Origin of the sequence: Nonomuraea sp. NPDC049309 (assembly GCF_043196965.1) — a bacterium.
GTDB classification, from domain to species: Bacteria; Actinomycetota; Actinomycetes; order Streptosporangiales; family Streptosporangiaceae; genus Nonomuraea; species Nonomuraea fastidiosa.
The window spans coordinates 68,666-92,621 of record NZ_JBICSH010000001.1 but is presented as its reverse complement, the minus strand read 5'-3'; the positions used below and the strand labels follow the sequence as shown (position 1 = coordinate 92,621).

Below are 23,956 nucleotides of genomic sequence, written 5' to 3'. Positions count from 1 at the left end.
CTGCGTGCCGGCATGGCCGCCACCCGCCTGCGGCCCGGCCGCGATCACAGTGATCGCGGGGAACACCACGGCCCTACGTCACCGTGAACGCCGCCGGTGCCACCACGCTCCAGAGAAGGGCGGCCCGGCTCGACCGGATACGACCTCATCCGCTGCGCCTCACGACCAGCTCCCCGAGCAGCGGCGAAGTGACCACGGCGGCAACCGGGTCCAAGAGCAGGCACACCTCGCAGCGGAAATGATCAGCGGCACCAGCCGCGCGGCGGCGCCGAGACACGCGCACACGACGACATCCGGCCGTAGCGGCCGCGCACCAGACATCCCGACCGCAGGGCCCACCGCACACGCACAGCAGACACCCCGATCACAGCACCGTCCCACACGCGCGACAGACACCCCGATCACAGGGCCACCGCACACGCACAGCAGACACCCCGACCGCAGCACCGTCCCACACGCGCGACAGACACCCCGATCACAGGGCCACCGCACACGCACAGCAGACACCCCGACCGCAGCACCGTCCCACACGCGGCGGCAGGCGTCCTGGTCTTCCCTGTTCTTCCACGGATCGCCGCTGTCGCAGCGCCGTTGACAGTCCGCCTTCTCTCACAGAAACGGTATTTCGGCCGTCATGGACACCGGTACTGACGTACGGTTCGCAATTAGCACCCCAACACCCCAACACCCCAACAAAAGGCATTTGTCGTAATTCGAAGAACATTTCGAGTCGTATCGCCGGCCCGAAAATTGTCAGTGCCGATGCCTATCGTCGAGCCGACGTATTTCTCCAGCAGGTGGGTGACTCATCACCGCCGGCCGACCCTCACGAAAGGCGGACGGGAACATTGGAACAGGACGATGACGTCGACGCGTCAGGCGAGCCGCGGGCGCGGCTCGACCTCTATCGTTACGCCACCGCCGACGTCGCGCACGACTACATCGCGCTGATGCGGCTGTTCACCGGCACGCTTCTCACGGACCTGTCAGCGTCGGAGGCAGCCGTTCTCCTCGCGAACGAGGGCATCACGCTCTCGGTCGACGAGGTGGAGGCCCGCTGCCGGCAGCTCATGGAGTGGGGAAATCTGACCCGGTCAGGCCGTGACGCGCGGGTGGCGACGGTCGCCGAATGGCTGCGCTCCCGTTCGCGTTATCAGGTGTCGAAACTCGGCGGACGCGTGCACCGCCAGATCGAGGAGGTGCTGTCGGCGACCGACGGCGCACGGGAAGTGGCCCGGGAGCTGCTCGGCGGCACCGTCGAGGTGCTCGACCGGATCCTGCGGCGGCTCTCCCGAGACCACGACATCGACGCCGAGGCGCTGGCCGCCGACGTCACGACGATCTTCAACAACCAGAGACTGTTCATGGAGAGCGTCCGGGACTTCTACGCCTACCTCCATCAGGTCCTGTCCCGGTACGACCTGTCGGGCGGAGAGTACTCGGCGTTCAAGTCCCTTCTCCTCGAGTACGTCGACCTCATCACGGCCGACGTCGCCCGGCACGCGCCGGCGGTCGCCGCCCGGCTCAAGAGGATCGTCGCCGATCTCGACCGGCTGCTCACGGCCTTGGCCGCCCTCCCCCGGCTCACCGGTCCCGACGGAAGCCCCGCCGAGCGCTCGCCGGGGCGGACGGCGGCCGAGTGGCAGGAGCTGATCTCGTGGTACGGCGGTGAGGGCGGACGGTCGGGTCCCGCCCAGCTCCGAGCCGCCGCCGAGCAGGCGCTCGGGCAGCTTCTCGCCAATGCCAAGCGCATGCTGGCCGCCTCGCGGACAGGCGTGTCCCGTCGTGACGACTTCCTGCGGCTCGCCGCGTGGTTCGCCGAAGCCGACACCGAGACGGCGCATCGCATCTTCGCCGCCGCTTTCGGCGCCTACCCGGCGCGGCACCTGCTGATGGGGCCCGATGAGGCGGGAGTGCGCGCCACGGCCGGCACCTCGTGGTGGAAGGCGGACCCGGTCGAGGTCCCGGTCTCGCTGCGTGAGCGCGGTGACAGGGCCGCGCGGGGCCGCACGGCGCGCGTTCCCGACCCGGGTCTCGATCGCGAACGGCTGATGGCCGAGGCCGAAGAGGAGGCGAAGCGCAAGAAGGGAGCGGCGGCCGAGTTACTGGCCGTGGGCGATCTCAGCGGTGCCACAGTGTCGCGCGCGGCCCGCGACCTGCTGCTGGAACGGCTCTCGGCGCTGCTCGCGGCGGCGCACGACCTGACCGTCCCGGTCGTCTCCCAGGACACCGACCTGGGCCTGATGCTGCTCGCCGCGCCGCTTCCCGGCGGTGGGACCACGGTCCTTTCCGACGACGGCCGGCTCACGGTTCACGACCTCGCCCTGCGCGTCCTGCCCCCTGCCATGCCCGACGCCGACGCCACACAGACGGGAACCGACGGATGACCACCGCAGCTCACGACGCCGACGAACGTCGCATGGCGGCCCGTGCCCTGCTCGCCACCCCCATACTCACCGCATCGCGCCACAGTGAAGAGCTCGCGCTCGTCCGCCGGCATGCGGCCGCGCTCAAGCCGATGTTCGGGCAGCTCCTCGGATACTCGCTGGTCGTCCAGTCCGGCTTCGCCCGGCTGACGAAAGGTCCGCTGCCGGCGGAGGCTCCGGTCCGTCCTGCCCGCCGGGCCTCCGGCAGCGAGTTCACGCCCCGTACCTACACCTATCTGGCGCTGGTCTGCGCCGGGCTGCTGGCCCGCGACGTCGGTGAGCAGGTGCTGCTGTCGCAGCTCGTCGCACAGATCCGGGCGGATGCGGTCATCGCGGGAGTGACGATCGACGACACCTTGGCCGAACGTCGCGACCTCGTCGCCGCCATCAACCTCCTGCTCGATTGGGGTGTCCTGGCCGAGACGGACGGCACGGTGACGGCGTGGGGCGAGCGCCGTGAGGAGGCGCTGCTGACGATCGACCGCGGGCTGCTTCCCCATCTCGTCTCCCGTCCCCTGCACACTCTGGAACGTTCCGAAGATCTGTGGGCAGCCGATCCCGACGAGCCCGAGCCGCCACGCCGCACGCTGCGCCGCAAGCTCGTGGAGAACCCTCTTGTGCATCGCGGCGACCTCAGTGACGCCGAGCACGACGTGCTGCGAAGGGAGCGCAGCGAGCTCACCCGTGTCCTGGAGGAGAGCTTCGGCTTGACGCTCGAGGTGCGCGGCGAAGGAGCATTGGCCTACGACGCCGACGGGCGGCTCACCGATGTCGCCTTCCCCGGCGGCGGCGCGACGCGGCAAGCCGCACTGCTCCTCATCGAGGCTTTGATCGGCGCCCTGGAACCACAGGGGGGCGAGCAGGTGACGGTCGGCGGCCGCACCGTGCCCGGCGTGCTCGCGCCGTGGCCCATGGTCGATGACGAGCTCGGCAGGCTCGCGCGGGCCCACGCCTCCGCCTGGCGCAAAGACATCCTCGACGACCCGCTCCCGTTCCGGGAGGAGGTGGCCGCCCTGCTGCAGGCCGTGGGCCTGGCCGCCATCACGACCGAGGGGCTGGTGCTGCACCCCGCCGCCGCGCGCTACCGGCCCTCCGTGCGCCTGGCCCCTCCGGTCACGCGCGCCAAGCGCCGCCTCGGTGACGACGCGCGGCAGCTCCCATCCCCCTTGTTCACCGTCGACGACGAAAGAGGAGAACCCGCATGACGCCGCTGTCTCAGGCCGCTGACGGGCTCGCCGCCGTGGCGCAGACGCCCGCCCGGCACCATCCGTTCCGGTGGCGGCTGCACCGCGCGGGGATCGTGAACGTCTGGTACTACTACGACACCGAGTTCGCCTTCTCCGGCGGGCGACTGGTGTTGCGCGGCACCAACGGCTCGGGCAAATCCCGGGCGCTGGAGATGCTGCTGCCCTTCCTCCTCGACGCCGACCGCCGCAAGATGGACGCGACGGGAGCAGGCCGCGTCCGCCTGGAAGACCTCATGCGGGCGGGCGGCGAGGAGCAGCCGAACAGGGTGGGCCATCTCTGGCTGGAGCTCATCCGGCACCCGGACGACGCGAACGGCCCCGGCCACGCGACCCCTCCCGAGTTCCTGACGCTGGGCGCGATGGTGCGCTTCGCCCGATCCACCGGAGAGGCGAAAGCGTGGTATTTCATCACTCCCCTGCGCGTGGGGCGGGATCTCGTCCTGCTCGGGGCGGACCGCACTCCCCTGTCGCGGGACGATCTGGCCGCGGCGATCGGCGCCGACCGCATCACCGACTCTCCGGAAACGCATCGCGAGCGCGTACGCGCCGCCGTGTTCGGGCTGACGGGTGAGTCGGGCCGCGAACGTTTCACCGGTCTCCTCCAGCTGCTGCGTACCCTGCGCTCGCCCGACGTCGGCAACCGGATCGAGGAGGGCAGGCTTCCGCAGATCCTGTCGGACGCGCTGCCGCCGCCGAGCGATGCCGCGCTGTCTCGCGCGGGCGAGCAGCTCGACGGCCTCTTGGAGACGCGTACCGCGCAGCAGCGGCTGGAGGCCGCGCACAAGGAGGTCTCGGGGTTCCTCGGCAGTTATCGCCGGTACGTCGCGGGCGTTTTGAGCGAGACGGCCGAGACCGTTCACGCCGCCGCGACCACCGCGGAAGCCGCCGAACGGAAGGCCACCGAAGTGTGTGACCAGCATCGGCGGCTGACCAGTGAGCACACCGACGCCGGCAGGCGGCTTGCGCAGCTGACCGACAGCGAGCGGGAGCTGCAGGCGACGGTCGAGGGCATCCGCGATTCGCAGGCCTACCGGGACGTGCGCGAGCTGGACGACCGGGAGAAGAGGGTGACCGCCCTGAGAAAGGCGGCGGCATCCGCCCTCGGCACGGCGAGCTCCGCCCGGGACGGCGAGGCCGACAAAGTACGCACGGCCGACGAGCGCGCCGCAGAGGTGACCGACGCGGCCCAGCAGGTCACCTCCAGCCTGGCAGAGGCCCGTGACCTGCTGGCGCAGGCCGGTGTGCACGCGGCCCTGCCGCAGGTCGCCTGCGTACGCGAAGACGGCGATCCCGGCAGCACCGAGGTGGTCCGGCTGTCCTTGGACGCCGACCCGGCACCGGTGACCCGCCCGGTGCCGGCACGGATCACCCTGACGCCCACCGACCTTTCCGACGCGATCGGCCAGGTGGCGCGTGCCGAGGAGGCGGCGAAGCGGCGCCTCGCACACGCGGACGCCCGCCGCGTGCAGGCGCGTGAGATCGACGAGCAGGCACGCGAGGTGGAGGCGGCCGACAAGCGGGCGTCGCAGGAGGAGCAGCGGCTGGCCGATGTCAGGCAGGAGGCCGAGGAGGAAGAGCAGGCGCTTGAGCGGGCCGCCGCCGATCTTCGTGAAGCGTGGCGCGCGTGGATCGCCCACGAGACGACGGAGAGCCTGCTGGGCGAGGTCGACTGGCGCTCGACCGCTCTCGGGCCGGTGCTCGACGACCCCGGCGTGCTCGTCGTCCCCGGCGTGCTCGACGACGCCGGCGTGCTCGTCCCCGGCGACACCGGCGAACCCGATGAGACAGGGGAGCTCCTGGCCGAGCTCGACCATGTCGCCTCACAAGCCGCCATCGGCGTACGCGACAAGCTGTCCCGTTCCCGCGCGCTCCTGGACGCCGCGCAGCAGGCGGACGACGAACGGCGCGATCAGCTGGAGGCCGAGCGCGAGGCGCTGCGCGCCGCACGCGATCCCGAGCCTCCACGGCCGCACTGGACACGTCCCCCGTCCGCTGACGAGGTGCCTCTGTGGCGCGTCCTCGACTTCGCCGCCCACCTCGACGAGGACCAGCGCGCCGGCCTCGAAGGTGCCTTGCTGGCGTCGGGTCTGCTGACCGCGACGATCACCAGGGCGGGAAGCGTCGTCGCCTCCGACGGCCGGCTTCTGGTGAGCCCCCACGGCCCGGTGGCCGCCCACCCGCTGACGGAGGCACTCGTCGTCGACGCCGACGCACCTGTGCCGGTGGAGCTGGTCCGGGACGTGCTCAGCCGGATCTCCTGGGGTGATCGTGACCATCCGACCTGGGTGGACGCCGACGGCGCCTGGGGCAACGGGCCGCTGACGGGACTCCACCGCACGGCGGCGGCCCGCCACATCGGCGCCGCGGCCCGCGCCGCGGCGCGGGCGGAACGGCTCGCCGAGATCGACCGCTCCCTGGCCGCTCTGGCGGACGCGGCCGCCGCGCGCGCCGCCAGGCGGCAGGAGCTGGACCTCGACCTGCGGGCACTGGAGACGCACATCCGATCGGCTCCGCGCAGCCGGCCGGTCCAGAGCAGGCGCGACGCGCTGCAGAGGGCGCTCAAGCGGGTGAAGAAGGCGGAGGAGGCGAGCCGCAAGGCCCGGGAAGAGGCGGCCAGACTGCGCCACGAATGGACGCAGGCGGTCTCCTCCCACCGCGAGGCGTGCGCGATTTTCGGCCTGCCCGTCACCGTGGACGCGCTCGACGCCGTACGCGAGCTGCTCCGGCGGGCCGAAGAGCGGTGCGGCGCCACCCGCCGGCTCATCGGGGAGCTGCGGCACCGTGCCGACCTGCACGCCAGAGCCGCGGCGCGGACGCGCGCCGCCCGCGATCAACGACGCGAAGCCGAGGCCGCGGCCGAGGATCAGTGGGCCGACTGGCACAAAGAGGCATCCGCGGTCGCCGCGATGCGAACCGGCATCGAAGCGGCGGCCCACGAGGTGCACGCCCAGCTGAACGCCGCCGAAGCCGAGCTCGCCACGTGCCGCCGCGAGCTGACCGAGGTGGGTAAGCGCATCGCCATGCTGGCCGAGCAGAAGGGCACCGCCGAGGCTGAAGCGCGTGCGGCGCACGAGCGCGCCGCACGCGAACGACGCTCGCTCGCCGGCGCCGTCCACCGGCTCGCCCGCCGGCTGGCGCTGCCCGGGGTGGCCGCCGCGGCGGATATGCCGCCGCACCCGGATCTTCCGCCGGCCGACGCCGAGCCCGCCGCTGTCAAGAGCGCCGTCCAGGCCCTGCTGACGGCGCTGAAGCGGCATGGCCCGGCCATCGACGAGAACGCGCTCATCCACGCGCAGCAGAAGGCCGAACGCGAGCTTTCCGGCGGCTTCGATGTGATCCCCACGGTGAACGACGGCGTCAGGCTGATCGCGATCGTCGACGGAAGCGGTGAGCGTTCACTGCCGGAAGCCGCGGCCGAGCTGAGCCGCCAGTGCGAGGAGGGCCGGCTCGCGCTGAGCGATCGGGAGCGGAGGGTCTTCACCGAGTTCGTCCTCGGAGGCGTCGCCGAGGAGCTCCGCCGGCGCCTGCTGCAGGCCGAGACCCTCATCAAGGCGATGAACGCGAGTCTGAGCGGCATCAGCACCAGCCACGGCATCGGCGTCCGGCTGCGCTGGAGCCTCGCCGGGCACGCCGGGCCCACCGTCGAGCGCATCCGCGCGCTCGTGGCCGTCGCCGACGACGTCCGCTCCCCCGAACAGACGAAAGAGCTGACCGACCTGCTCAAGGCCCGCGTCGATGAGGAGTTCGCCACGGACCCGACCGCCGGGTACGCGGCCCACCTGCGGTCCTCGCTGGACTACCGGGCGTGGCATGAGGTGGAGGTCATCATCACCGGTCCCGAGCCGGGCCGGGAACGGAAGATCAGCAGGCGGGCCAAGCTGAGCCAGGGCGAGACGCGGTTCGTGTCGTACGTGACGCTGCTCGCCGCCGTCGACGCGTATCTGTCCGGATTGCCGGACACCAAGAAGGCGCTGCGCCTCATCCTGCTCGACGACGCCTTCGCCAAAGTCGACGACCCCACCATCGGCGAACTGCTGGGGCTGCTCGTCCGGCTCGACCTGGACTTCGCCATGACGGGCCACGCGCTCTGGGGATTCTTCGCCCAGGTCCCGGCTCTGGACTGCTACGAGATCAGGCGAGGGGAAGGGACGGCCGCCGTGACCACGCACATCCACTGGGACGGCCGTAACCGGCATCTGCGAGCCGCCCGATGAACCCGTCCACCGCCGCTCCTGCCCTCCCTGAGCGCACGCGCCGCTATCTCTCGCACGCCGGCCTGGCTCCGCTGTGGACGGCCGTCCGGACGAAGCTGGAACGCGCAGGGCTCGCCGTCACCGGAACGGTCGCCGTGACGCTGGAGGACGATGGCGCGGCCCTGCTCTCCGGACTGCTGGGCCGGACGATCACCGCGGGCCGGGTCCGCGTCTCCCTGCCCGTGCTCGATCAGGTGCTGCGAGGCTCGGCCGCCGAAGCGGGCCTGGTCACCGTCGTGGCCCAGCTCACCGGCGGCGACCTGGTCGACCGCAGGGCCGCCCGCGAGCAGACCAGGGCCTCGTGGGCGGGCATCTGGCAGCGCCTGGACGCCGCCCTCGCGTCCGCCGGCCTCGCCGGCGCCGCTTGGGCTCCGGCGTTCGTCGAGGGGGTGCGCCGCTCGGGGATCCTGACCAGAGCCGGCATCGACGCCGCCTCGACGGCGATCCCCCGGTTCGCAGCGGTGCTGCGCGAATGCGCCGCGGCGGAGGTCTTCGACACCGCCGTCGTGCCCAGGCCCGGCTGGGAGCTGGCCGAGCTCGCTGGGCGCTGCCTCGGCGACGCGCACGGCCTGGACGACGGCGAACTCACCGCATCGCTCCTGCTCCGCGCGGCCGCGGCCGCGTTCGGCGTCGCCACCCCCGGCACCGCCGAGGAGCGGCGCGAGCTGTGGATCCGCTTGGGCGTCACCCCCGATCTCGTCTCGGGGACCGCCCTGGTCTTCCGTCTCCGTCCTCCCGGTACCGGTCCCTGGCCGGAGATGATGCGTGCCCGCGCCGGCATGGGCCTGGCGACCCACCTGACCCTGCACGAGCTGCGCGGCGCCGCGCTCGGGGAACGCCTGGCCGCGCCCGGCGCCGAGGTGTTCGCCTGCGAGAACCCGCAGGTGCTGCAGGCCGCGGCGCGAGCCGGCGTCACCACTCCCATGGTGTGCCTCGCGGGAAATCCGTCCCTCGCGGCCTGGGAGGTCGTGCGCCGGCTCGTGGACGACGGCGCACGTGTCCGCTACCACGGCGATTTCGACTGGCCGGGCGTGGCGATCGCGGCGCGTCTGTTCTCGATCGGCGTGGAGCCGTGGCGGATGCGGACCGGCGACTACGTCGAGGCCGCGGCCGCCCTGGCGGCGGACTCCGTGCTCACCCTCACCGGCACCCCGGTCCCCACTCCCTGGGAGCCGGAGCTCATGGAGGCCATGCGCCGGCACGACCTCGCCATCCACGAGGAGACGCTCCTGCCGGCCCTGCTGGAGGATCTGGGCGCTGATGACGCGTCGCCTTCATGACGTGGAGAATCCTCAAGCAGCCGAGAGGTGTTCGGCTCTGGCGCCGGGGCGTCTTTCATCCGCCCTATCCCCCGAGCTTTCGGGTCTCGCCGAAAGCAGCCGGCACCGGACGGCAGGGCTCGTCAGATCTGCTTGAGGAGGCCGCCATCGACGGCGAAGTCGGCGCCGGTCGTGCCGGCCGAGCGGGGTGAGGCGAGCAGGGCGATCACGTCGGCGACCTCCTGGGGGGCGATCAGACGGCCGGTGACCGGCTTCATCATCTCGGGTGCGGCCTTGTCGAGGACGCTGTCGCGGTCGGCGCCGATCGCGGCGGCGATGATGTCGGCCGCGCCGCTGAGCGCGTCCAGCTCGGGGGTGCTCTTCCGTGAAGCGGCCACGATACGTGTGCCCTCGGAGAGGAGGGTACGGGTGACGGCCAGGCCGATGCCCTTGGAGGCGCCGGTGACGACCGCGACCCTGCCGGAAAGCTGGAGATCCATATCTTTTCCCTCGTGGTGATTTCGTCCGTTCGAAACGGACCGTGAACTCGCGCGATAACGCTGAAAGCAGCGGTGTGACGAGGGCTGGCGCACATCAGGCGAGCATTTCTCGCTGAAATCTGACCTCGCTTTTCGGGTGTGCGCAAGGGCGGCTATCACGCTTTTCCCGGCTACCTATCGCGGGGGCTTTCGCCGGCCACCTATCGCGGGGGTTTTGGCGGTCGCCTATTGCGGGGGCAGGAGGGCGTTGATGAGGGCTTGGGCGGCGGCGTCGGTGCGGGTGGTGTCGTGGGTGGCGTAGCGGTCGAGGAGCAGGCCGCGGAGCCCTGACACCAGGGCGGTCGCGCGGGCCTCGGCTTCCGCCTCGTCAAGGCCGATGCGTACGAAGGCGGCGGCCAGTGGCGTCACCCATGCGGTCACCGCCTCCTGGACGAACGGCCGGTAGTGGTGGCCTGGTGCGGTCGCGAGGGCCATCGTCTGCAGCAGCAGCTTGACGTTGCGGCGTTGGGCGCCCTCCGCACTGTCCTGCCAGAGCGCGAAGGCCGCCTCGCGCAGGCCGGCGGCATCGCGGACGGTGCCGAACAGGGCGGGCACGTCGGGGCGGGAGGCGGCCAGCGCCTGGCTCAGGAGGTTCTCCTTGGTGCCGAAGTAGTGGACGAGCATGCGGGCGCTCGTGCCGATGGCCTCGGCGAGCCGCCGTAGCGAGAACTCGGCGACGCCGTGCCGGTCGAGGTGGTCGATGGCCGCCTCGATGAGCCGCCTGCGTTTCTCCTGGTCCGCCGCTCGCGCCACGCGTTGACTGTAGCAGGTGTTACATGTTTCAATGCCGACCCATGAGTGAAGCACCTGTTACAGGAAAGGGCGGCGCCGGCCGGACGTACACGATCTTTCTGCACTTCACGGCGCTGCCCGCCTGGCTGGCGCTGACCAGGAGCGAGCGCGGGGCCGTGATCGAGCGGCACGTACGGCCGCTGCTCGAGCGGTACGCCGGCACCACCCGGCTCGACTGGTTCGACGCCGAGGCGTGGAGCGCGAGCCCCACCGACGTCGCCGTGGTCACCACGACCGACATGGGCGACTGGTACGACCTGTGGGAGGGGCTGCGCGACACTCCCCTGTTCGGCGTTCCGTACTTCCGGCACGAGCAGACGATCACCACGGTCGGCGACGGCTTCGCGGACTACGAGCGGCGCAACGCCCCTTCGTGACCGGCCGTGCAGGAACCGCGCCGGGGCGGCGTTCGTTCCCAGAGCAGACGCACGTGTGGGACTCGGGAGGTAGACGCGTGGAGATCACCGGCATTTTCTCCGGCCTCATCGTCGGCATCGTCATCGGCGCGCTCGGGCGGCTCGTCATCCCCGGACGGCAGCGCATCCCGATCTGGCTCACGATCGTGATCGGCGTGGTGGCGGCCCTGATCGGCACCGCGATCGCCACCGTTCTCGGCGTCGCCGACACCTCGGGCGTCGACTGGATCGAGCTGGGCATCCAGGTGGCTCTGGCGGCGCTCGGCGTCTCGCTGACGGCCGGCACCTACGGCAAGCGCCGCACATGACCGGCCACGAGGGTCCGGCGGCCCCACGCCGACGCCTCGGTACGAGGCCGCCGTCGAGGAGGCGGCGCGCGTCGCGCGTTCCATGGGCCACGCGTACGTGGGCGCCGAGCACCTCTTCCGCGCCCTGCTGCGCGACCGTGACGCGGTGCCCCCAGCTGCTCGCCGGGATGGTCGAACCGGGCGAGCCGGAGGCGAAGCCGCTCGCGACGATGGAGGGTGACGGGTATCGCACCCCTGCCACTGAGGTCCTGGTCGACGGGCAGGTACGTCCGCGGGCCCGCGCGGTAGGTCCCGTCACGGGTCTTCCGGCGTGATCACTTCGCCTTTGCGGACGTACGGCCACGGCCCCTCGCCGGTCTTGATGTTGACCCAGTCGCAGTTGTCGCGGTCCCCGTCTTCGTCCTCGAACCAGCAGTCCAGCAGGGTGTGGGGGCGGCCGCCCCGCGCGAAGCACGCGTAGTACGCGCGGCCGCCGATCTCGGACGCCTTCCTGGTCTTCGCGGCTCCGACTTCCTGCTTCGCCATACGCGTGAGCCTACGAGCCGGATCACCGATGACGGGGCCTGCGTACCGCTACGGCTGAGCGGCCACCAGGTCGTTCGCGCTCCGGAGCACCGGCGGGGCGGCGAACGCGTCCGGGCGGGCGTCCACGGCGCCCCGGACGGCGATGGTGACGCTCTCCCCCGGCAGGAGCGTGACGAGGCCGTCCTCGGCGACCGCGTCCGGGTCGAGCGCGTCGGCGAGCAGCACGAGGTCGCGGACGAGGGTGGCGGCGCGGATCGTCACCGCCCACCCGTCCGGGGTGCGCTCGGCGGTGACCTCGGTCTCCGGCGCGTGCAGGGCGGAGTCCCGGTAGTCGGTGAAGAACCAGTGCGCGCGGGCCCCGCTGAAGGTGGCGACGAGCAGCTCGCCGGCGGCGTCTCCGGGCAGGGCGAGGCGCGGGCCGCAGGCGTGGCGGGCGGTGCCGCGCGCCGGGATGTCGAGCCGGGCGGTCTCGGTGGCCGGCACGGTCCCGTCGTAGCGGCGGCGTTCCAGCGTGAGCGTGCCGCGCCAGGGCTCGGCGGTGTCGTTCACGGCGGTCAGCACCAGCCCATCACCGTCCGGCTGGATGGTGAGCAGGCGGTCGGCGTGGGCCTGGCGGAGCGCGTACAGCAGCGGCTTGCGGCGGCCGTAGCCGTCCACCGCCGCCCAGGACGTGACGGGCCAGCAGTCGTTGAGCTGCCACACCACGGTGCCCGCGCACAGCGGGGTGAGCGAACGGAACCACTCGATGCCGGTGCGGACGGCGGCGGCCTGGTTGAGCGACATGGCCCAGTGCCAGTCGCGCATGTCACGGGGCAGCTTCACATGCGGGAGGAGGCCGTTGGTGAGTTTCGTGTTGCCGCGCGCGGCCTTCTGGTGGACGAGCATGCCCGGCGACTCGGGCGTCAGCGGGTCGTCGGAGATCGACTCGGTGAGCGTGGCCCAGGTGGGCGGGCCCTGCCAGCCGAACTCCGCCACGAAGCGGGGCCGGTAGTCACGGTAGTGCCGGTAGTCCTTCTCGTTCCAGACGTCCCAGATGTGGACGGTCCCGTGGACGGGATCGTTCTGCCGCTCCTCCCGCGCGGGGTTGAACGGGCTGCCCGGCGTGTACGCCACGTGCGGGGCGAGCTCGGCCACGATGGCCGGGAGCAGCTCGTAGTAGTAGCGCTCGCCCCAGGTCCGCCCGTCGAGCCCGGCGTCCCAGCCCCACTCCTGGCGTCCCCACAGGTTCTCGTTGTTGCCGTTGAACAGCACCAGGGAGGGGTGCGCGCCGAGCCGGGCCACGGCCTCACGTGCCTCGGCCTCGATCTCCGGCCACAGCGGCTCCTCCTCGGCGTAGGCGGCGCAGGCGAAGAGGAAGTCCTGCCAGGTCAGAATGCCGCGCGCGTCGCACTCGGCGTAGAAGTCCTCCTGCTCGTAGATGCCGCCGCCCCAGACCCGCAGCAGGTTGATGCGGGCGAACTCGGCCTGGTCGAGCCGGTGGGCGTAGCGCGCCCGGTCCACGCGGTGGGGGAAGGCGTCGTCGGGGATCCAGTTGGCGCCGCGGATCAGCACGACCTCGCCGTTGACGGCGATGCGGAACGGCGTGCCGTGCTCGTCCGGCTCGGTCTGCAGCTCGACCGTGCGGAAGCCGATGCGGCGCTCCTGCGCGTCGAGGATCTCGCCGTCGTGCAGCAGCTCCACGCGCAGGTCGTGCAGGGCGGGGTCGCCGTGCCCGCGCGGCCACCACAGCGCGGCGTCCGGGACGGCGAGCTCGATCGTGGCCTGCTCGCCGGTCAGGGGATGCACGGTCTCGCGGCCGGCGAGCGTGACGCGCAGCGCCAGGCCGGCGCCGCCGGCGGTGCGTTCGACGGCCGCGTTGACGACAGCGGTGGGGACGCCGTCGCGCACGATACCCGCCACCCGCAGCTCGGACAGCGCCGCGACGGACCAGGTCTCCAGCACGACCGGCCGCCACAGGCCGCAGGTGGAGGTGTCGATGCCCCAGTCCCATCCGAAGGCGCAGGCCATCTTCCTGATCGCGTTGTACGGGTGGTGGTTGGTGTGGGGGCGGTAGCCGATCTCGACGCTGGCGGCGTCGGCGGCCCTGATCGAGGAGGTGAACGCGACGGTCAGCTCGTTGGCGCCGGCGCGCAGCAGGCCGGTGACGTCGAAGCGGTGGCTTCGGTGCATGTTCCTGGTCGTGCCCAGGAGGTGCCCGTTGAGCGTGATGGCGGCGGCGGTGTCGATGCCCTGGAAGAGGAGTTCCTGGCGGTCGCTGCCGTCGGGCTCCCAGTGGAGGTCGTGGCGGTAGGTCCAGTCGGCGGCGCCGATCCAGCCCTGGGTGCGTTCGTTGTCGTCGAGGTAGGGGTCGTCGATGAGGCGGGCGGCGAGCAGGTCGGTGTGGACGGTGCCCGGGACGGTGGCGGGGATGGGGCCGTGGGCGCGTACGTGCTCGGGGAAGCGGCCGGCCGCGCCCGGCTCGAGCGTCCATCCTCCGGTCAGGGCGGTGCGGGTGACGCGTGCGGTACTCATCTGATCTCCGAGTATCGCACCGGGCCTTTCTCGGATCTCATTTGACGGCGCCCGCGATGAGGCCGGTGACGTAGTACCGCTGCAGCAGCAGGTACAGCACGATGCACGGGACGGCCGTGACGGCGACGCCGGCCTGGGTGAGCCCCCAGTTGAGGGTGCCGAGCTGGTTGGAGGCGAGCACGGTCAGCGTCACCGGCAGGGTGAACTTGGCCTCGTCGGTGACGAGGATGAGCGCCGCGAAGAACTCGTTCCACGAGGCGAAGAACGTGAACAGCGCGGTGCTGATCACGCCGGGGATCGCGACCGGCAGCAGCACCCGCGTCATGGCGCCGACGAGGCCGCAGCCGTCCATGAGCGCGGCCTCCTCGATGCTCGGCGGCAGGGCGGCGAAGCTGTTGCGCATCAGGAAGATGCCGAACGGCAGCTGGAACGTCGCGTACACGAGGATGAGCCCGAGCAGCGTGTTGCTCAGCCCCATGCCGTGCAGGATGGAGAACAGCGGCGTGATGATCGCCTGGAACGGGATCATGAACGTGATGAGGATGACGAAGAACAGCACCCCGCTGCCGCGGAAGCGCAGCTTGGCGAAGCCGTAGCCGGCGAGCGTGGCGAGCACCACGGTCAGCAGGGTCGCGCCGGCGGCGACCATGAGGCTGTTGCCGACGTGCTGCCAGAGGCCGACCTGGCCCGTCTGGCCGAGCGCGGCGTAGTTCTCCAGCGAGAGGCTGTGCGGGTAGAGGGTGGGCGGGTTCTCCGTCGCCTCGGCCGGTGTCTTCAGCGACTGCGACAGCATCGTGTACAGCGGGTAGAGCGTGACGACGGAGACGCACAGGCATGCGGCCCACCAGGCGGCGCGCGGAAGCGTTCTGCGGACGTCGGCGATGAGGTTCATGAGTGGTCCGAGTTGCGCAGCAGGAGCATCTGCACGGCGCTGACCGCGGCGAGCACGACCATGAGCATGGCCGACAGCGCGGCGCCGTAGCCGAGCTCGAAGTTGATGAACGAGGTCCGGTAGATCTGGTAGACGGCGGTGATCGTCCCGTTCGACGGGCCGCCGCTGGTCATGATGTAGAACTGGTCGAACGCGAGCAGCGAGCCGGCCACGGAGAAGACCAGCACCAGCGCCAGGGTCGGCCGCAGCAGCGGCAGCGTGACGTGCCTGAAGACCTTCCAGCGTCCGGCGCCGTCGATGCGCGCCGCCTCGGTCAGCTCGCCCGGGATCGACTGCAGGCCCGACAGCAGCAGGAGCATCTGCATGCCGGTGACCTTCCATACGACCATCGCGGTGACGATGAGCAGGCCGCTGGTGGCGGTGGCGAACCAGTTGGTGTCGCGGCTGCCGAGCCCGAACCGCACGGCGAGGTCCGACAGCGGGCCGAGTCCCGGCTGGGCGAGGTAGAGCCACAGGTACGCGGCCGCCGCGAAGCCGATCACCACGGGCAGGAAGAACACCGACTGGAAGATCCGCGCCGCCCGGCTCCGGCGGTGGACGAGCAGGGCGAGCGCCAGGCCGGTGACGAACAGGATCGGCGTGATCAGCGCCGTGTACTCGAGGGTGAAGCGGATGGCGTCCAGCCACTCGGCGTCGCCCAGCGCCTTGACGTAGTTGGCGAGCCCGACGAACTGGTGGTCGCCGAGCAGCGGCCATTCGTGCAGCGACATCCAGAACGTCATGACGAGCGGGATGAGGAAGAACACGGTGACGACGGCGAGTGCGGGCGCCACCACGGCCATCCCGAGCAGCCGGCGGCGCCGTCTGAGTGACAGCCGGGGCCCGCGCGGCCGCGTGGCCGCCGCGGTGTCCGGCGATCCCGGCGTCACGTTCGGAAGTGCGGTCTCGGTCATGCGGCCCTCCTCCGGCCGGCTCGGCCGATGTGGTGCGCCCCGCCGCGGCGGACCGGCGCCGCGGCGGGCATCGGTCCTCAGCCCTGGTCGATGATCTGCTGGGCGGCCTGCTTGGCCGCGTCCTGCGCCGCCTTGATGTCGCCGGTGCCGAACACCGCCTGGTTGATCAACTTGGCCCAGGGGCCGTTGTTGTCGTTGATGATCGCGTTCTCGACCACGCTGTACGGGGTCTGCCCGGCGGCCATCGCGTCACCGAGCACCTTGTAGCGCGGGTCGAGCGGGGCGTAGATCTTGTCGATGAGGTCGGTGCGGATCGGGACGATGCCGTTCTGGGCCAGGATGGTCTGCGCCTCCTCGCCGGTGGCCCATTTGACGAAGTCGTAGGCCACGGCCTTGTTCTTGGCGCTCTTGGCGACGCCGATGAGGTCGCCGCCGGCGAACGAGGCGGTGCCGCCGTCCTTGCCGACGATGGGCGTGGCGCCGAAGTCGAACTTCTTGTCCTTGACCAGCGTCTGCACGAAGAAGGCGCCCAGGTTCACCATGCCGACCTTGCCGCTCTGGAAGGACTGCGGCTGCACGGTGCCGCCGTCGGTCTTGGCCGAGGGGGGCATCAGCCCTTCGGTCCACATCTGGCGGTAGAAGGCCAGGGCGTCGGTCACCTCGGGGCTGTCGAACATCGCGGTCTTGCCGTCGTCGGACAGGATCTTCCCGCCGCTGGCCCACACGTGCGGGGCGAACTCGAAGACGTTGCAGCCGCCGCACTGCCCGGCCATGGTGAAGCCGTAGTAGTCGCTGCCGAGCTTGCGGATGGCGCGCGCCGCCTCCAGCATCTCGGCGTAGTTGGCGGGCGGCTTGTCGGGGTCGAGGCCGGCCTTCTTGAACAGGTCCTTGTTGTAGAAAGTGACCGACGCCTCGGCGGTGAACGGCAGCGCGTATGTCTTGCCGTCGTAGACGGCGAGCTTCTTGTGCGCCTCGCTGAGCCCGTCCTTCCAGCTCAGCGAGTCCAGCACCGGCGTGAGGTCCTCGAAGACGCCCTTGGAGGCGAAGTACGGGGCGAACACCAGGTCGATCGAGGTGATGTCCGGTCCCGCTCCGGAGGCGGCGGCGGTGCCGAACTTCTGCACGAAGTTGCCGGACGGCACGATCGTGACCGTCACCTTGCCTTCGTGCGTCTTGTTGTACTGGTCGGTGAGGAGCTTGATGAAGCCCTTGGCGCTGTCGCGTACCCAGAGGGTGGCGGTGCCGGTCGGCTTGTCGCCGGCCGCCGACGTCTGGCCCGCGTCGCCGCCCCCGCAGGCCGAGACGGCGATCGCGAGAGCGGCCGCCAGGGCCGCGAGCCTCGTGGTTCTCATGGTGACTTCGCTTTCTGCCCGCGCCGCGTGCGGGCGGTGAGCCGGGCCGCTTTCCCGCGCGGCCCGGCAGGGGGTGGAGGGGGGTGGGGTGAGGGTCAGACGGTCGGGATCCAGACGCGCATGGCTCCTGGGCCGCGGTTCGCCCAGGAGTGGTAGGGGATGGCGGTGAAGGCGATCGGTGTGCGGGCGGCGGTGGCCTGGCCGTACGGGCCGTACAGCTCGGTCTCCAGCGGCTGGATCGTGCCCGACAGGCGCAGCCGGACGGGTGTGAGGTCGCCGGGCGTGCGCTCCTCGGTGATCGGGGCGGCGGGGTCGAGGCGGAGCTGCTCGACCAGGACGTCATCGGGCAGGTCGGCCTGCTCGACGCAGTACACGATGGGGCCGCGCATGACGGCCACGCAGCCGCGTACGGCGTCGACGCGTTCGTCGGCGCGCACCAGGCGCGGCGTCATCGGCAGCGCGAGGCGCACGGTGGCGCCGTCGTCGCAGGCCACGCGCAGGTAGTCGCCGGGAGCGGGGTCGGCGGTGACGCGCCCTCCGGTGACGGTGGCGGTGGCGCCCTCGGCCCAGGCCGGCACGCGGACGGCCAGCTCGCCGGCGCCGCTGACCGTGACCTTCACCACGCCGTCCCAGGGGTAGCCGGTCTCGACGGCGGCGCTGATGGCCTGGCCGGTGAACGTGCCCGCGGTGAGCAGGTGCAGCTGCAGCCCGTCAGCGCTGGAGGTGGCCGTGTAGGCGCCGGCCGAGGCCAGCAGGCGGGCCAGGTTCGGCGGGCAGCAGGCGCAGTTGTACCAGGGCAGGCGTTCGCTGGGCGCGTCCTCGTGCGAGCCGTCGTGCCCGGTGCGCAGCTGGAGGGGGTTGGAGTAGAAGAACGCGGTGCCGGTGTGGTCCATGGAGGCGGCGATCGCGTTGAGCAGCGCGCGCTCCATCTCCTCGGCGTAGCGGGCCTTGCCGGTGGCCAGCAGCATCCGCCAGCACCACTGCAGGGCCGCGATGGAGGCGCAGGTCTCGGCATAGGCGCGGTCGGGGGGCAGCTCGTACGGGTCGCCGTACGATTCGTCGCGGTGCCGGGAGCCGTGCCCGCCGGTGATGTACATCTTGGTGCCGAAGGCGCTGTCCCACAGGCGTTCCATCGCCTCGAGCAGCGTCTCGTCGCCGTTCTCCAGGTAGACGTCGGTGACGCCGGCGGCCAGGTAGAGCTGCCTGACCGAGTGGCCGATCGCCTCGGCCGCCTCCCGTACCGGCAGGTGGTCCTGGAAGTACTGCGAGCCGAAGCGGCCGGCGCCGAGCGAGCGGTGGCCGCGGCGTTCGATCTGCAGCTCGGCCGCGCGCAGGTAGGACTCCTCCCCCGTCTCGCGGTACAGCTCGACGAGAGCGGTCTCGATCTCGGGGTGGCCGTCGATGAGCGGGCGGCCGTCCTCGCCGAGCTCGCGCACGATGAGGTCGGCGACGCGGCGGGCGATCGTGAGGAAGCGTTCGTCGCCGCCGCCGCGGTGCAGCGCCACGGCCGCCTGGATGAGGTGGCCCGCGCAGTAGAGCTCGTGGGTCCACTCCAGGTCGGTGAACGGCTCTCTGCCGGTGCCCTGGACGTACGTGTTGAGGTAGCCGTCGGGGGCCTGGGCGCGTTCGAAGAGGCCGGCCAGCTCGGTGAGCAGATCGGCCCAGCGGGTGGTGCCGCTGCGCCCGGCCTCCCAGCCGATGGCCTCCAGCGTCTTGTACAGGTCGGAGTCGGCGAACCACGGGCCCTTGAAGCTGCCCTGCGGGCCGTCCTCGCCCGCCGTGGCCAGGCGGCGGAAGTTCTCGACGGCGGAGGTCCGCTCCACGTTCTCGACGCAGTGCGGGATGGTGGCCGTGGCGTTGAGCTCCTGCCAGCCGCCGAGCAGGGACGCGGGGTCCGGCTTGGCCGCGTCCAGCGGTATCGGTGCAAGTCGCGCTGGCCTGCGCGGTGCGGCAGGGCCCGGGATCCGGGTTCGGGGCGGCGCGTCTTGGGTGTGCACGTTCTGCTGTTGCCTCTCGTGGAGATCGTGGAGCGGTCGACCGGGTCGCTGAAGACGCCGAACCACCGCGGCACGGTGACGTCGGGATCAATCGCGGGTGGACGGGAACGTGAGGGCGGCCTCATCGATGGGAAACATGAATGAAACCTTTTCCCGTTCGTCAACATAGGACCGCGCCGAAGAACCGGTCAAGACCCGGACGTCATGACAGTGCGAAAACCCAGATCATCGCGGTCAACTGGAGCTCCGGCGGCATCTGAGCGTCCGCCGTGACCTATCGCCGGACGTCACACGCGTGTACCGTTGAGGAAAAATTTTCCTAGACGAGATCACGTGTTTCCGGCTTACGCTTGTGATCACGCAGCCCCGCCACCGACGACGAAGAACAGCACATGACCGAGGATCTTTCCCCCCAGGCCGCGGGCCGCCGCGTCGGCATCGCGGACGTCGCCGCCAGGGCCGGCGTGTCCCTGGGCACCGCGTCCAAGGCGCTCAACGGCCGCGGCAACCTCCGCGAGGAGACCCGTGCCCGGGTGCGGGCCGCGGCCGAGGAGCTGGGCTTCGCCCCCAACACCATCGCGCGCAGCCTGCTGTCCGGGCGCACGTTCACCGTCGGCGTCATCACCACCGACAGCTACGGCCGCTTCGGCATCCCCGTGATGCGCGGCGCCGAGGACTCGCTCGCCGCCGGCGAGATGATCGCCTTCCTGTGCGACAGCCGCGACGACCCCATCCGCGAGCAGCACCACCTGCGCAAGCTGCTCGAACGCCGGGTCGACGGCATCATCGTGGCCGGGCGCCGCACCGACCCGCGCCGCCCGCTCGGCCGCGACCTGCCCGTCCCCGTCGTGTACGCGCTCGCGCCGAGCAGCGACCCCGACGACTGCAACGTCGTGAGCGACGAGCGCGGCGCCGCGCGCCTCGCCGTCGACCACCTCGTCAAGACCGGCCGCCGCCGCATCGCCCACATCACCGGCCCGCACTCCCACGCCTCGGCCCGCGAACGCGCCGACGGCACGATCGAGGCGCTGGCCCGGCACGGCCTCCAGCTCGTCGGCGAGCCGTACTTCGGCGGCTGGAGCGAGGCGTGGGGGCGGTTCGCCGCCGCCCAGCTGCTGCGCGCCCACCCCGACGTGGACGGCGTCTTCTGCGGCAGCGACGTGGTGGCCCGCGGCGTCACCGACGGGCTGCGCGAGGCCGGGGTCTCCCTGCCCATGCAGATCGGCGTCGTCGGCGTGGACAACTGGGCGCTGGTGGCCGAGGCCGCCCGGCCGCCGCTGACGACGGTGGACCTGGGGCTGGAGGAGATCGGCCGCCGGGCCGCCGAGCTGCTGATCGCCGCGATCGACGGGCATCCGCAGCCGGGCCACCACGTGGTGGCGGGGCACCTCGTCGTACGCGAGTCCTGACGCCGGGACGGAGCCTCAGCGGCGCGGATTCAGGCGAGTGGGCGCTTCCCGACCTCCGCGCGGGTCCTGCCGGGCGTGCGGTTCTTCGCGAGAGCGCGGTTCTTCGCGGGCGTGCGGTCCGGGGCGGCCCCGGTAGGCGCGGCGGTAGGCGGTCGGCGTGGTGGCGGCGTCGCGGGCCAGGTGCAGACGGCGGCCATCCCGGTGCCGCTCTCCGGCAGCGGACGCCGCGGGAACTGCGCCTGCCCGCCTTCCCGGTGCGGCGCCATGACCAGGCGGCGCGGACCTGGCTTCGGAGCTATGGCAGGTGCTCCTGCCGCTCACCTGATTCGCGCTCGTCGTAGGCGGCGCGGGCGGCGGTGACCTCGTCGATGTGCGTCTCGGCCCAGTCCTTGATGGCCTGCATCACGGGCAGCAGGCTTCTGCCCAGCGGGGTGAGGGCGTAGTCGACCCGTACCGGGACGGAGAGCGTGACCGACCGGGAGACCAGGCCATCGCGTTCGAGGGTGCGCAGGGTCTGGGTGAGCATCTTCTCGCTGACGCCGGCGATGGTCCGCGACAGGCCGCTGTAGCGCTGGGGACCATCGGCGAGGGCGGTGAGCACGAGACCCACCCACTTGTCGCCGATCCTGTCGAGAAGCTGACGTGTCGGGCAGGTCGCGAGGTAGGCGTCGTAGGCGATGCGCGCCTGCTCGCGCTGCTGGGCGGCGGTGCGGGTGGTCATCGCTCTCCATTCCGTACGGTACGCACCTTCAGGTACGTACTTCCCAACAGAGAGTAGGTCTCCATACGGTCTTCCTCAAGTTCCGACTTTTCGTGATGAGGAGATCTTCATGCGTGCAGTCGTCGTCCGTTCGTTCGGCGGGCCCGAGGTCCTGGAAGTCGCGGAGGTTCCGGTGCCGGTCGCGGGAGAAGGACAGGTGCGGATCCGGGTCGAGGCCGCGACCGTCAATCCTGTCGATCTGGCCACCCGGTCGGGTGCGCTCGCCGAGGCGGGCCTGATGCCGGCGCGGGACGTGGTGGGCCTCGGGTGGGACGTCGCGGGAACCGTCGAGGAGGTCGGCCCGGGAGTCACCGGCATCGAGCCCGGAGACCGGGTGATCGGCCTGTCCGACCGGCTGGACGTCCCGCTCGGCGCCCAGGCCGACCAGGTCGTGCTCGATGCGGACGCGGTCACGGCCACACCCGCGGGCGTCTCGCCCGTACAGGCCGCCACACTTCCCCTGAACGGGCTCACCGCCGCGCAGGCGCTCGACGGCCTCGGCCTGAGCCCCGGGCAGACGCTGCTGGTGACCGGGGCGGCCGGCGCCGTCGGCGGCTTCGCGACCCAGCTCGCCGCCGCGCGCGGCATCCGCGTGGTCGCGGTCGCCGGAGCCGGCGACGAGCCGCTCGTCCGCGAGCTCGGAGCCGATCTCTTCGTGCCGCGTACGGCACGGCTGGGCGAGGCCGTTCGCGCCCTCGTTCCCGGCGGCGTGCACGCTGCGCTGGACGCCGCCCTGACCGGCGCGGCCGCCCTCGACGCGGTCCGGTCGCATGGGGCCTTCGCCGCGCTCGTGGCCGGAGCGGCGCCGCCTCCGCTGCGCGGCGTCCGCGTCTTCACCCACTGGATCTACGCTGACGGCGCCCGCCTCGCCGAGCTCGCCGCCCTGGTCGAGGCGGGGTCACTCACCCTTCGCGTGGCCGGGACCCTGCCTTTGGAGCAGGTCGCCGCCGCGCACAAGCGCCTCGCAGAAGGCGGCCTCCGCGGCCGTCTCGTCCTCACCCCTTGAGGCCGCTGCCGCCCCGCGCCTTGCGGGCGATCGGGTGACGGGCCTTCGATGGCCGTCGGCCGGGGATCCGGCTCCCTGGCGCCGACGTACGCGTTCGGTTGCGCTGCCGCGCCGATCACGCTCGTGTTGTCGCTGCGCGCCGACACCAGAGCGTGGTACGCGCTGAAGGACCGGTCCCGACGGGGACCGGCCGTTACGCTGGCCGGTGCATGCCCGCCTGCCTGCAAGGACGCATCATGGACTGCTACGACCCGATCATCCGGCTGCTGGAGCGGGGCGTGCGCGAGCAGGTCTTTCCGGGGGCGGTGTGGGCTGTCGGCGATGCGAGCGGCGTACTCGGCTGGGGAGCCCGCGGGCTGGCCGACCCCGCCGATCCCGGGTCCGCGAGACGATCTTCGATGTCGCAAGCCTGACCAAGATCGTCGCGGTGTGGTCCGTGATCGGCGCCCTGTGGGAGGAGGGGCGGCTGCCGCTGGACCAGCCCCTGGGCACTTTCTGGCCCGAGGTCGCGGGCCGGCCGCTCGGTCAGGTCACCGCGCATCACCTGCTCACCCATACCGCCGGCGTGCCGCTGCGGGCCAACCTCAAGGCGTCGTACGGCACCGACCCCCGCGCCGTCCGGGAGGGAGTGCTGCGTGAGGCCCTGCACCGGCCGCCCGGCGAGGCCGTCGAGTACACCGACCGGGCCGCCCTCATCCTGGGCTTCCTCGCCGAGCACCTCACCGGCGCCCCGCTCGACCGGCTCGCCGCGAGCCTGATCTGGCGGCCGCTGGGCATGACCGGCACGAGGTTCGGGCCGCTGCCGGACGCCGAGCGGGCGCGGTGCGCTCCGACCGAGTTCGGCCCGGGGTCCGGCGCCCACCTCAAGGGTGTCGCCCATGACTTCTCCGCCCGTCTGCTCGGCGGCGTGTGCGGCATCGCCGGCGTCTTCTCCACCCTGGACGACCTGGCCCGCTTCCAGCGGCACCTCCTCAACCCCGCCCCCAGGGCCGGGTTCGGGGAGGCGTGGGTGACGCAGTCGCTGCGGATCCGGACCGGCGGCCTCGCTCCCCGGCGCGGCCTGTTCTGGCACCCCGGCCCCGGCGGCGACGAGGACGTGTACGTGCACTACGGCTTCACCGGCACGGCCCTGTGGGTCTCCGCCAAGCAGTCACGGTGGGCCGTCCTGCTGACGAACAACCTCTACTTCGGCCGGGACCGCGAGCCGATCGCGGCCGTCCACAGCGCCTTCCACGCACTCGTCTTCACCGGAAGCAGATCACTCCCCCGTGCGGCGCCAGGAGATCAGCCGGAGAGCAGGTCGCGCTGAAC

At 71.8% G+C, this 23,956-nt stretch carries 19 protein-coding genes and 1 pseudogene; 11 read left to right on the top strand and 9 right to left on the bottom strand.

Annotation, left to right across the window (positions count from 1 at the left end):
- The first annotated feature begins 848 nt into the window (after positions 1 to 848).
- Genes ACGFIM_RS00360 through ACGFIM_RS00345 form a run of 4 tightly spaced genes read left to right on the top strand, consistent with a single transcriptional unit; the run spans position 849 to position 9,206 of the window.
- Positions 849 to 2,387, top strand: a complete 1,539-nt coding sequence (locus ACGFIM_RS00360; protein WP_364069177.1) for a TIGR02677 family protein — start codon at positions 849 to 851, stop codon at positions 2,385 to 2,387.
- Complete coding sequence (locus tag ACGFIM_RS00355) at positions 2,384 to 3,631, top strand: TIGR02678 family protein (RefSeq protein WP_364069175.1); 1,248 nt, start codon at positions 2,384 to 2,386, stop codon at positions 3,629 to 3,631. The genes ACGFIM_RS00360 and ACGFIM_RS00355 overlap by 4 nt, the downstream gene beginning before the upstream one ends.
- The gene (locus ACGFIM_RS00350) at positions 3,628 to 7,887 is read left to right on the top strand and encodes a TIGR02680 family protein (protein ID WP_393192236.1); all 4,260 of its coding nucleotides are present in this window, start codon (positions 3,628 to 3,630) and stop codon (positions 7,885 to 7,887) included. The genes ACGFIM_RS00355 and ACGFIM_RS00350 overlap by 4 nt, the downstream gene beginning before the upstream one ends.
- Positions 7,884 to 9,206, top strand: a complete 1,323-nt coding sequence (locus ACGFIM_RS00345; RefSeq protein ID WP_364069171.1) for a TIGR02679 family protein — start codon at positions 7,884 to 7,886, stop codon at positions 9,204 to 9,206. Before ACGFIM_RS00350 ends, ACGFIM_RS00345 begins: the two co-directional genes overlap by 4 nt.
- 122 nt (positions 9,207 to 9,328) lie before the next feature.
- Here the strand turns inward: ACGFIM_RS00345 and ACGFIM_RS00340 are convergent, their stop codons facing one another.
- Complete coding sequence (locus tag ACGFIM_RS00340) at positions 9,329 to 9,685, bottom strand: SDR family oxidoreductase (RefSeq protein ID WP_364069169.1); 357 nt, start codon at positions 9,683 to 9,685, stop codon at positions 9,329 to 9,331.
- A 225-nt stretch (positions 9,686 to 9,910) separates the two neighbouring features.
- Positions 9,911 to 10,477, bottom strand: coding sequence for a TetR/AcrR family transcriptional regulator (locus tag ACGFIM_RS00335; protein WP_364069167.1), 567 nt, complete (start codon positions 10,475 to 10,477; stop codon positions 9,911 to 9,913).
- 41 nt (positions 10,478 to 10,518) lie between these two features.
- On the opposite strand from ACGFIM_RS00335, the gene ACGFIM_RS00330 reads away from it, so the two are divergent.
- The 3 genes and pseudogenes from ACGFIM_RS00330 to ACGFIM_RS00320 form a co-directional block, all read left to right on the top strand.
- A complete protein-coding gene (locus ACGFIM_RS00330; protein ID WP_364069165.1) occupies positions 10,519 to 10,893 on the top strand; it encodes a darcynin family protein in 375 nt (124 codons plus the stop codon).
- Positions 10,894 to 10,970: 77 nt separating this feature from the next.
- Entirely contained in the window at positions 10,971 to 11,240 is a 270-nt protein-coding gene (locus ACGFIM_RS00325) for a GlsB/YeaQ/YmgE family stress response membrane protein (protein WP_393192230.1), read from the top strand.
- 73 nt (positions 11,241 to 11,313) lie between these two features.
- Positions 11,314 to 11,460: pseudogene (locus ACGFIM_RS00320) on the top strand (Clp protease N-terminal domain-containing protein); the annotation flags it as partial.
- 74 nt (positions 11,461 to 11,534) lie between these two features.
- On the opposite strand, the gene ACGFIM_RS00315 reads toward ACGFIM_RS00320, so the two are convergent.
- The 6 genes from ACGFIM_RS00315 to ACGFIM_RS00290 all read right to left on the bottom strand — a co-directional run bounded on the left by ACGFIM_RS00315 (position 11,535) and on the right by ACGFIM_RS00290 (position 19,470).
- On the bottom strand, positions 11,535 to 11,765 hold the full coding sequence (locus ACGFIM_RS00315; RefSeq protein WP_364069161.1) for a hypothetical protein: 231 nt from the start codon (positions 11,763 to 11,765) through the stop codon (positions 11,535 to 11,537).
- 48 nt (positions 11,766 to 11,813) lie between these two features.
- Positions 11,814 to 14,276, bottom strand: coding sequence for a glycoside hydrolase family 2 protein (locus ACGFIM_RS00310; RefSeq protein WP_393192227.1), 2,463 nt, complete (start codon positions 14,274 to 14,276; stop codon positions 11,814 to 11,816).
- A gap of 37 nt (positions 14,277 to 14,313) precedes the next feature.
- Entirely contained in the window at positions 14,314 to 15,168 is an 855-nt protein-coding gene (locus tag ACGFIM_RS00305; protein WP_393192224.1) for a carbohydrate ABC transporter permease, read from the bottom strand.
- Positions 15,165 to 16,121, bottom strand: coding sequence for a carbohydrate ABC transporter permease (locus ACGFIM_RS00300; protein ID WP_393192221.1), 957 nt, complete (start codon positions 16,119 to 16,121; stop codon positions 15,165 to 15,167). Before ACGFIM_RS00300 ends, ACGFIM_RS00305 begins: the two co-directional genes overlap by 4 nt.
- Before the next feature lie 77 nt (positions 16,122 to 16,198).
- Positions 16,199 to 17,473 (bottom strand): ABC transporter substrate-binding protein, encoded by a 1,275-nt coding sequence (locus ACGFIM_RS00295; protein ID WP_393192218.1) that lies wholly within the window; start codon positions 17,471 to 17,473, stop codon positions 16,199 to 16,201.
- Between the two features lie 95 nt (positions 17,474 to 17,568).
- Positions 17,569 to 19,470 carry a glycoside hydrolase family 127 protein gene (locus ACGFIM_RS00290; RefSeq protein WP_393192215.1) on the bottom strand — a complete coding sequence of 634 codons (1,902 nt, stop codon included), beginning with the start codon at positions 19,468 to 19,470 and terminating at the stop codon, positions 17,569 to 17,571.
- A 392-nt stretch (positions 19,471 to 19,862) separates the two neighbouring features.
- Between ACGFIM_RS00290 and ACGFIM_RS00285 the strand changes: the two genes are divergently transcribed.
- On the top strand, positions 19,863 to 20,879 hold the full coding sequence (locus ACGFIM_RS00285) for a LacI family DNA-binding transcriptional regulator (protein WP_393192212.1): 1,017 nt from the start codon (positions 19,863 to 19,865) through the stop codon (positions 20,877 to 20,879).
- A 295-nt stretch (positions 20,880 to 21,174) separates the two neighbouring features.
- Here ACGFIM_RS00285 and ACGFIM_RS00280 read toward each other — a convergent pair whose 3' ends face one another.
- Positions 21,175 to 21,600, bottom strand: a complete 426-nt coding sequence (locus ACGFIM_RS00280; RefSeq protein WP_364069147.1) for a helix-turn-helix domain-containing protein — start codon at positions 21,598 to 21,600, stop codon at positions 21,175 to 21,177.
- Between the two features lie 109 nt (positions 21,601 to 21,709).
- On the opposite strand from ACGFIM_RS00280, the gene ACGFIM_RS00275 reads away from it, so the two are divergent.
- The 3 genes from ACGFIM_RS00275 (at position 21,710) to ACGFIM_RS00265 (ending at position 23,954) form a co-directional block, all read left to right on the top strand.
- Positions 21,710 to 22,645 (top strand): NADP-dependent oxidoreductase, encoded by a 936-nt coding sequence (locus ACGFIM_RS00275; RefSeq protein WP_393192208.1) that lies wholly within the window; start codon positions 21,710 to 21,712, stop codon positions 22,643 to 22,645.
- 236 nt (positions 22,646 to 22,881) lie between these two features.
- Positions 22,882 to 23,058, top strand: coding sequence for a hypothetical protein (locus tag ACGFIM_RS00270; protein ID WP_393192206.1), 177 nt, complete (start codon positions 22,882 to 22,884; stop codon positions 23,056 to 23,058).
- Between the two features lie 14 nt (positions 23,059 to 23,072).
- On the top strand, positions 23,073 to 23,954 hold the full coding sequence (locus ACGFIM_RS00265) for a serine hydrolase domain-containing protein (RefSeq protein WP_393192203.1): 882 nt from the start codon (positions 23,073 to 23,075) through the stop codon (positions 23,952 to 23,954).
- Positions 23,955 to 23,956: the final 2 nt, after the last annotated feature.

What these genes read in the sequence shown, in the direction of transcription:
- ACGFIM_RS00355 (WP_364069175.1), top strand. Translation starts at nt 2,384, where the DNA reads ATGACCACCGCAGCTCACGACGCCGACGAACGTCGCATGGCGGCCCGT.
- ACGFIM_RS00350 (WP_393192236.1), top strand. Translation starts at nt 3,628, where the DNA reads ATGACGCCGCTGTCTCAGGCCGCTGACGGGCTCGCCGCCGTGGCGCAG.
- ACGFIM_RS00345 (WP_364069171.1), top strand. Translation starts at nt 7,884, where the DNA reads ATGAACCCGTCCACCGCCGCTCCTGCCCTCCCTGAGCGCACGCGCCGC.
- ACGFIM_RS00340 (WP_364069169.1), bottom strand. Translation starts at nt 9,685, where the DNA reads ATGGATCTCCAGCTTTCCGGCAGGGTCGCGGTCGTCACCGGCGCCTCC.
- ACGFIM_RS00330 (WP_364069165.1), top strand. Translation starts at nt 10,519, where the DNA reads ATGAGTGAAGCACCTGTTACAGGAAAGGGCGGCGCCGGCCGGACGTAC.
- ACGFIM_RS00315 (WP_364069161.1), bottom strand. Translation starts at nt 11,765, where the DNA reads ATGGCGAAGCAGGAAGTCGGAGCCGCGAAGACCAGGAAGGCGTCCGAG.
- ACGFIM_RS00310 (WP_393192227.1), bottom strand. Translation starts at nt 14,276, where the DNA reads ATGAGTACCGCACGCGTCACCCGCACCGCCCTGACCGGAGGATGGACG.
- ACGFIM_RS00305 (WP_393192224.1), bottom strand. Translation starts at nt 15,168, where the DNA reads ATGAACCTCATCGCCGACGTCCGCAGAACGCTTCCGCGCGCCGCCTGG.
- ACGFIM_RS00300 (WP_393192221.1), bottom strand. Translation starts at nt 16,121, where the DNA reads ATGACCGAGACCGCACTTCCGAACGTGACGCCGGGATCGCCGGACACC.
- ACGFIM_RS00295 (WP_393192218.1), bottom strand. Translation starts at nt 17,473, where the DNA reads ATGAGAACCACGAGGCTCGCGGCCCTGGCGGCCGCTCTCGCGATCGCC.
- ACGFIM_RS00285 (WP_393192212.1), top strand. Translation starts at nt 19,863, where the DNA reads ATGACCGAGGATCTTTCCCCCCAGGCCGCGGGCCGCCGCGTCGGCATC.
- ACGFIM_RS00280 (WP_364069147.1), bottom strand. Translation starts at nt 21,600, where the DNA reads ATGACCACCCGCACCGCCGCCCAGCAGCGCGAGCAGGCGCGCATCGCC.
- ACGFIM_RS00275 (WP_393192208.1), top strand. Translation starts at nt 21,710, where the DNA reads ATGCGTGCAGTCGTCGTCCGTTCGTTCGGCGGGCCCGAGGTCCTGGAA.
- ACGFIM_RS00270 (WP_393192206.1), top strand. Translation starts at nt 22,882, where the DNA reads ATGGACTGCTACGACCCGATCATCCGGCTGCTGGAGCGGGGCGTGCGC.